The 6,309-nt window shown below is 59.0% G+C and carries 7 protein-coding genes and 1 pseudogene; 3 read left to right on the forward strand and 5 right to left on the reverse strand.

The features are described from left to right. Positions 1 to 14 precede the first annotated feature (14 nt). The gene (locus tag ACFTOW_RS14100) at positions 15 to 374 is read left to right on the forward strand and encodes a glycosyltransferase family 10 domain-containing protein (RefSeq protein ID WP_379916777.1); all 360 of its coding nucleotides are present in this window, start codon (positions 15 to 17) and stop codon (positions 372 to 374) included. A gap of 71 nt (positions 375 to 445) precedes the next feature. Here the strand turns inward: ACFTOW_RS14100 and ACFTOW_RS14105 are convergent, their stop codons facing one another. Both ACFTOW_RS14105 and ACFTOW_RS14110 read right to left on the reverse strand, forming a co-directional pair. Next, entirely contained in the window at positions 446 to 1,210 is a 765-nt protein-coding gene (locus ACFTOW_RS14105) for a glycosyltransferase family 25 protein (RefSeq protein ID WP_379916779.1), read from the reverse strand. Beyond that, positions 1,207 to 2,160: a glycosyltransferase family 2 protein gene (locus tag ACFTOW_RS14110; RefSeq protein WP_379916781.1), complete on the reverse strand. Its 954-nt coding sequence runs from the start codon at positions 2,158 to 2,160 to the stop codon at positions 1,207 to 1,209. Before ACFTOW_RS14110 ends, ACFTOW_RS14105 begins: the two co-directional genes overlap by 4 nt. 284 nt (positions 2,161 to 2,444) lie before the next feature. Here ACFTOW_RS14110 and ACFTOW_RS14115 point away from each other — a divergent pair, with 284 nt between their 5' ends. After that, complete coding sequence (locus ACFTOW_RS14115; protein WP_379916783.1) at positions 2,445 to 3,032, forward strand: FkbM family methyltransferase; 588 nt, start codon at positions 2,445 to 2,447, stop codon at positions 3,030 to 3,032. 5 nt (positions 3,033 to 3,037) lie between these two features. Here ACFTOW_RS14115 and ACFTOW_RS14120 read toward each other — a convergent pair whose 3' ends face one another. Next, positions 3,038 to 3,862 carry an FkbM family methyltransferase gene (locus ACFTOW_RS14120; protein ID WP_379916785.1) on the reverse strand — a complete coding sequence of 275 codons (825 nt, stop codon included), beginning with the start codon at positions 3,860 to 3,862 and terminating at the stop codon, positions 3,038 to 3,040. 271 nt (positions 3,863 to 4,133) lie between these two features. Between ACFTOW_RS14120 and ACFTOW_RS14125 the strand changes: the two genes are divergently transcribed. After that, positions 4,134 to 5,003 carry an alpha-1,2-fucosyltransferase gene (locus tag ACFTOW_RS14125; RefSeq protein WP_379916787.1) on the forward strand — a complete coding sequence of 290 codons (870 nt, stop codon included), beginning with the start codon at positions 4,134 to 4,136 and terminating at the stop codon, positions 5,001 to 5,003. 138 nt (positions 5,004 to 5,141) lie between these two features. On the opposite strand, the pseudogene ACFTOW_RS14130 reads toward ACFTOW_RS14125, so the two are convergent. Both ACFTOW_RS14130 and ACFTOW_RS14135 read right to left on the reverse strand, forming a co-directional pair. Then, positions 5,142 to 5,375 (reverse strand): annotated as a pseudogene (locus ACFTOW_RS14130) (IS3 family transposase); the annotation flags it as partial. A gap of 124 nt (positions 5,376 to 5,499) precedes the next feature. Continuing rightward, the coding region (locus ACFTOW_RS14135; RefSeq protein ID WP_379916789.1) for a CmcI family methyltransferase at positions 5,500 to 6,309 on the reverse strand (810 nt) is incomplete at its 5' end.

Raw genomic sequence — 6,309 nt, forward strand, 5'->3', positions numbered from 1 at the left:
CGTTCTCATCCTGATTGACGCTGGATTCTCAGCCTGTTTGTCGCGCGGCAGCGATAGGTCGCGCGGCACCCTATCGCTATTCCATCGTCATCGAGAATGCGCGCGAAGAAAACTACTTTACCGAAAAACTGATCGATGCCCTGCTGTGCAGGACGGTACCGATCTACTGGGGCTGCCCCAACATCGGTGACTTCCTTGATACCGATGCGATGATGATTTGCGAAAACATGGCCGACATCCAGCGCGCGATCGCGCAGATGTCCACGGCTGACTATGCCGCGCGCACGGCCGCTCTGGACGCAGCGCGGCAGGTCGCCGCCGGTTACGTGGATTTTTACAAACGGGCGGCAAAGACGGTTCTGGAGCACGGCTGATCCTCGCCGGCCCACGCGGTCAGAGGCCGTGTCGATGCGGCCAGGTCATCCTGCCGTAGCCTCTGCCGGGGTCATCTTTCGCCAAGCACCAGGCGATGCCAGTGCAGATGAGCGATATAGCTTGCACGATACCTGATCGAATGCAGGGCATGGCGCAGCGGGCCACCGGGGTGTCGGCCTTTTGCCTGACTGCGGACCGCCGTGATCGAGCCTGCCTCGGTGCTTTGCTCGCCAAAGGACAGCGGGGGCGGGGACACCATGGCGATCCGCAGATCAAGCTCCCAGAAATGCTTGTGATCCTCGTCGATCGGACGTGACACCGGCAGGGCACAGGCCGCAAGCCGCGCTGCCGCATCGCGCCGGATGGCATAGCCAAGCGTCGTGTTCGGCACCTTGTAGGGCACCGCGATCTCGCGCCCTTGGACAAGGGGGCGACGGTCCAGAAGTTTCTGGCCGACCCTTGCTGAAAACAGCTTTGCAATTTCCCAGTCACCCTCATCCCGGGCAATCGCCTCAAGCACGGCCGCAAGGTCGTCTGCGGCTGCAAAGTCATCTTCGAGGATAATCCCGCCCGGGGCATCGCCGGCCGCTGTCTCTTCCCACAGCGCAACATGGCTGAGATAGCACCCGATCTCGGGACCGATCAGCGGCCGACGCGCGCGCCGCCGACTGGCAGCAGGGTCATGGACCCGCGCCAGATCGTCAGGTGACAGGGCGCGGCCGTTGACGGCCTCGAACCGGGTGAAGGGAATGTTCAGACTGTCAAGCTCGGCCGCTGCGCGGGCCATGCGGGTGGTATTGGACGCCATGTTGATCACATGGACGGGCCATATCATTGCCCGGTCTCCAGAAATTCTTGCCAGCCGGGCGCGGTTGCATCCAGGGCGTCGGTCAGGGTGGCTTGCGGGAACGCCGCGACGATCGACGCATCGCGCGCCACGCCCAGCCGTTCCTTGCTGTCAAACACCGCGCGCAACCGCCGCAACGGCCCCGGTGGCAGGGCCTCGCGCGTCTCGGCCAGCCCCCACAAGGCACCGGACTTCAACCGCGCCCGCCGGCGCACGTAGCGTGAGTCGGGATTGGAATCGAGTTCGTAATTTGCAAACCCTTCGCCCGACTTCAGGTACTTCAGGTGCCAGTAGAACCAGCCTGCGAAGCGGCGCGGAAAATCACCACGGGCGAAGCGTTCGAAACGCGGATCATGGATGAACCGCGTCTGTTCCGTGACGCGGAAATACCCGATATCACCCTTGCCCGAGACCGGCGCGGCAGCCGGAACATGCAACTGTCCTTGCGCGTCACGGATCAGATTGATCCCGGAAAAGCAGTGCATCACGCTGCCATCCGCTCGCCCCGCGCGAATATCCCCAACCATTCGCGCCACGTTATCCGGAATCGCCAGATGGTCATCGTCCAGCTTGACGGCCCATTGATGGCGGGTCTGCGAAAGCGCGAAATTCGAATAGGTGACCAGAGAATTGGGCGAGTCTCCGGGCGTTTTGGCGTGATCCTCGCTGCCAGGCGGTGAAACGCGCGGTGCATAGTGAAACACTCTCAGCTTCGGCCCGTATTCCGACGCCAGCCGCGCAAGAATGTCAGGGGTGGCATCCGTGCACTGGTTATAGACCGCGACAACCTCGTCATAAAACTCGATATGGCTGCGGATCGTCGGTTCCAGAAAATCGGCGCCGTTGCGGGTACGCATGAACGCAGACACACCGGGCAGCCGGTCGGCACCCGACAACATCTCGGGGCTGAACTGGAAATTTTCCACAATCTCGGTCATGTCGGCGGATATCCTCGCTCGTTGCGCACCGTGCTAGCCGCGGTGCCGGCGCAGGTCAACGCACCTGTCGCTTACCCACTCGTGATCCGGCTTTGCACACATTGCCAGCGGCTTGCCCAACTTGTCCGACGGGGCCTATACAGGGGGCTGTACGCGGCCGTAATGAAAGACAATCCATGCGCATTTCCCTGAAGAGTTGGCTGCGCCAGCGCCGCGAACCATGGACAAAGGTATTCTACACCGCGTTTCGCCAATGGCGGGCCGACCGGATGGAGGTCACCCGCATGCAGTTTGCCGGGCTTGGCCCGGAGTCGGTGGTATTTGACGTCGGCGGCTTCAAGGGAAATTGGGCGGCCGATATTCACGATCGCTATGGTGCCCGGCTCCATATCTTTGAACCGCACCCGGTCTTTGCCGAGGAAATCCGCAGCCGTTTTCATGGCAACGATGCAATCGTCACCCATGAGTTTGCCTTGGGTCAGAGCGAGGGTCATTTGACCCTGTCAGATGACGGCGACGCCTCGTCCAGTTTTCGGAATGCAGAGAATACGGTGACAGGTCGGATCGAACCCGTTGCACGGTTTTTCGCCAAAGCCGACATTCCGCGCATCGACCTGGTGAAGGTCAACATCGAAGGCGGTGAATACGAGCTTCTTCCCGCCCTTGAAGAGGCCGGCATCATGCCGCGCATCGGTATATTGCAGGTGCAGTTCCATCTGTTTTCCGCCGATGACATACCGCGTCGCGAGGCCATCAGGACGATGCTGGCGAAAACGCATTCATGCGACTGGAGCTATGATTTCGTTTGGGAGCAATGGTCATTGCGCAGGTCCACATCTGTCGCTGAACCCGAACCGCTGGCAGGACCTTAGCCAAATCACTCTTTGGGCAAACCAACCCCGGGTGCCAGATACCAGTCGTCAAACATGCTGACTTCAGTCAGCACCCTGCGATAACCCGAGGCGGTCAGCAAAGCATGGATGTCGCTTCTGCGCGGTGTGTAATTGTGTTCCACCGTGATCACCTTTGGCATATAGCGGCCAAGGTCGAAATTCTTCAGGATGTCAAATTCACTGCCCTCGGTGTCGATGCTCAGATACTCGAAATGCTCTGGCGCTCCATGTTCTGCGAGCATGTCATCAAGCGACACGGTCGACACCGCATAAGTTTCGGACTCATTGCGTTTCTTTGCGCGCGAGTCGCTTTGCGCATAGCTGTCTATTGTCGAAAGCTCACGCTCGGCGGTTTCGCGAAAGGTCAGTTCTGCGCCGGTCTTGGTCCAGACACAGCGTGTTTCTATAACGGCAGACGGTCGATTGCGGCGCAGCGCCGGATGCCAGCTGCGCGCAGGTTCTGCACAGATGCCACGCCATCCATGTTTGGTTTCAAGCAAATGGCTGTTGGACAACGTAACGCCGTCAGTCGCGCCAAAGTCGACGAAATTCCCGGGCCGGGCCGTGCCCAGAACGTGCAACACGAATGCATCCTGAAAAATCTGTGATCTGGAGTCCACCATATATTTCATGGCTGTCTGCAAAAAGGCGCGCAGGTGGCTTTCGGGCAGATCATTCACAGTGGCCCGAAGATGGGAGAGCGCCAGGATGTGCGCCTTGTGGGATGGGTAGGGACCGTTCTTTCGCCGTTCGCGCAGGCGCAGCACCGCACCGGGAAAGAGTTTTTCTAATACGGCTTTCATCTTCATCGGCTTTCAGGGGAACAAGGGCAGCACCATGCGGTTTCTATACCGGTGTAGCAGCATGGATGGCAACTGCGTGAGCAGATGTCTTGCGCGCAGGCCTCCGTCGAAGATTGCGTGACAGGGTTGGTCCTGGGTTCAGGGCGCGCAACAAGTGTGCCTGAGACCGGCGCCGGTGTCGCAGATTCTGCGTTCCTCTTCGCACAGCTCTGGAATACTGTGACACTTCACGCAGAAGCTCCGGCTGCCCATCCAGCCAAGTATGCCGAGGGAAACTATGATTATCGTTCGGATAAAGGGAGGACTGGGAAACCAGATGTTCCAGTATGCGGTTGGCCGGTCGCTGTCGCTGAAGACCGGGTTGCCGCTGGTTCTGGACAAGCGCCACTATCTGCGCGAACGCGAACATGGCTACGCGTTGAACGGTTTTCGGCTGGCAGATACGCCGGTGGACGCATCACAGCTACCGCCTGCGCCACGCGAAAAACCGCTGCGCCATTGGATATGGCGCCTGATGCGTCGCCAACCGCAGCTTTTGCGCGAGGCAGGGGCAGCCTTTGATCCTGCCATCGTTAAAGTTTCCGGGCCGGCTTGGATCGAAGGCTATTTTCAGTCCGAGCGTTATTTCGCAGACCATGCGGAAACGATCAGGGCCGAACTCACGCCCCTGTCCCCGCCAGACCCCGAGAACGCCCGCTGGCTTGCCGAGATCGATGCAGAGCCACGCGCGGTCTCGCTGCATGTGCGTCGCGGAGATTACGTGCGCAATGCCCAGTTCGCGGCCACCCATGGCAGTTGCACACCAGCCTATTACGCGCGCGCGCTCGATCATGTCGCAAATCGGATGGGTGCCGCACCGGTGATCTATGCGTTCTCCGACGATCCCGACTGGGTGCGCGAGAATTTGCGTCTTCCTGCCGAAATCAGACTGCCTGACCACAACGACGCCACGCGCAACGTCGAAGACCTTCGCCTGATGAGCGCCTGCCGGCACCACATCGTTGCCAACTCTTCCTTTTCCTGGTGGGGTGCCTGGCTGAACCCGCGCCCCGACAAGATTGTCGCCGCACCGGCGCGCTGGTTCGCCGACCCGGCTTATCTCAATCCCGACATCTGGGCAGAAGGCTGGGCGCGCATCGAGGGATAAGACGATTGCACCCAACGGCGGCAAATGGATCAGGCTTCGAAAAGCTCGCTTGGCGAAATGAGTAGACAGAACGTTCGGCGACAGACCCGCCTTGCCGAGCGCGCCGGACAAAAAATCGTTCTCCAGTGTCAGGTCTCAGATCTTGGGATGCAGGGTCTTCACGTCGATTACCGGTTCCGGCCCCGCCTTCGCAGCTTTGCCGAACATCTCCGTCGCGCCCTCAAGCAGCTTATCCCGCCACTGCTTGATATGGTGTGGAAGGACATCGAGATCCTGCGCCAGCTCGATCAGCGTCTTCTCACCCTTGATCGCTGCAACCGCCACTTTCGCCTTGGATGCCGTGCTGTGATTCCCGCGCGAACGTCTTGCCATGGTCTTCTCCTTGCTCGCAGCGTCATGCAGCTGTTGCACGGAAAATCCACTTATCCCAGCTGTTCAGATTTCCGGAAACACATCTGAGCGATCTGAAGGCCGGGCTCGGGGCCACCGTCATCCCTCATTCGCTGAGTGTCATCGGCCCGGTTTTCGGGGCTTGTCGGGCACCTTGTTGGCGGCGCTCGAAGGTGACGACACTGTCATAGCAGGCAATGAAGTTCGTCGAACGGGTAAAATCCGTGACGGGTAATGCTCTCTTGGTGTGAACGGCGTTGATTTCGTCGAGTTTGTCTTTCACGAATTCCATGAAGCTGCCGTCACGTTTCAGGCCGCCATCGAATTGTGGCCAATAACAGGTATGTGTGTCTTCGACCATGTAGACGCCATCGGATGCAATCCGATGATACACCATCTCGAACGTGCGGATCATGTGGTTCATGATATGGCTACCGTCATCCAGAACAATGCTGATATTTGGGTACTTTGCGAAGATCTGTTCGATGATCTCGGGGTCGTCCTGGCTGCCGATGAACACGTCGATATCCTGGTCTGCATGGCGCTTGCAGTCGGGGTTGATGTCCAGTCCGATGATCTTGCAGCCGGGTCCGAAATACTCTTTCCACATCTGCAAGGATCCGCCACCGGCGACGCCGATTTCCAGCATCACGGGTGATGTTCCGCGGAAGCGTTCGAAATGGCGTTCGTAGATATCAAAGTAATGCAGCCATTTATGCAGGCGTTTTTTCGAATTGTTGAGGAAGTAGCGGTGAAGAAAACCGTCTGACATATGGCGTGCTCTTTTGCGACAAGTGACAATATTCCAGAGAACGGGCATATTAGACGCGTGTTTAGTACTACAGTTGCGCATTATGGCGAGTCTTTCGATGTGCGATGGCGGCAGCGACTTGATGCTCGCGTCGCCACCGCGACC

The organism is Lacimonas salitolerans, from assembly GCF_042677865.1.
GTDB lineage: Bacteria > Pseudomonadota > Alphaproteobacteria > Rhodobacterales > Rhodobacteraceae > Lutimaribacter > Lutimaribacter salitolerans.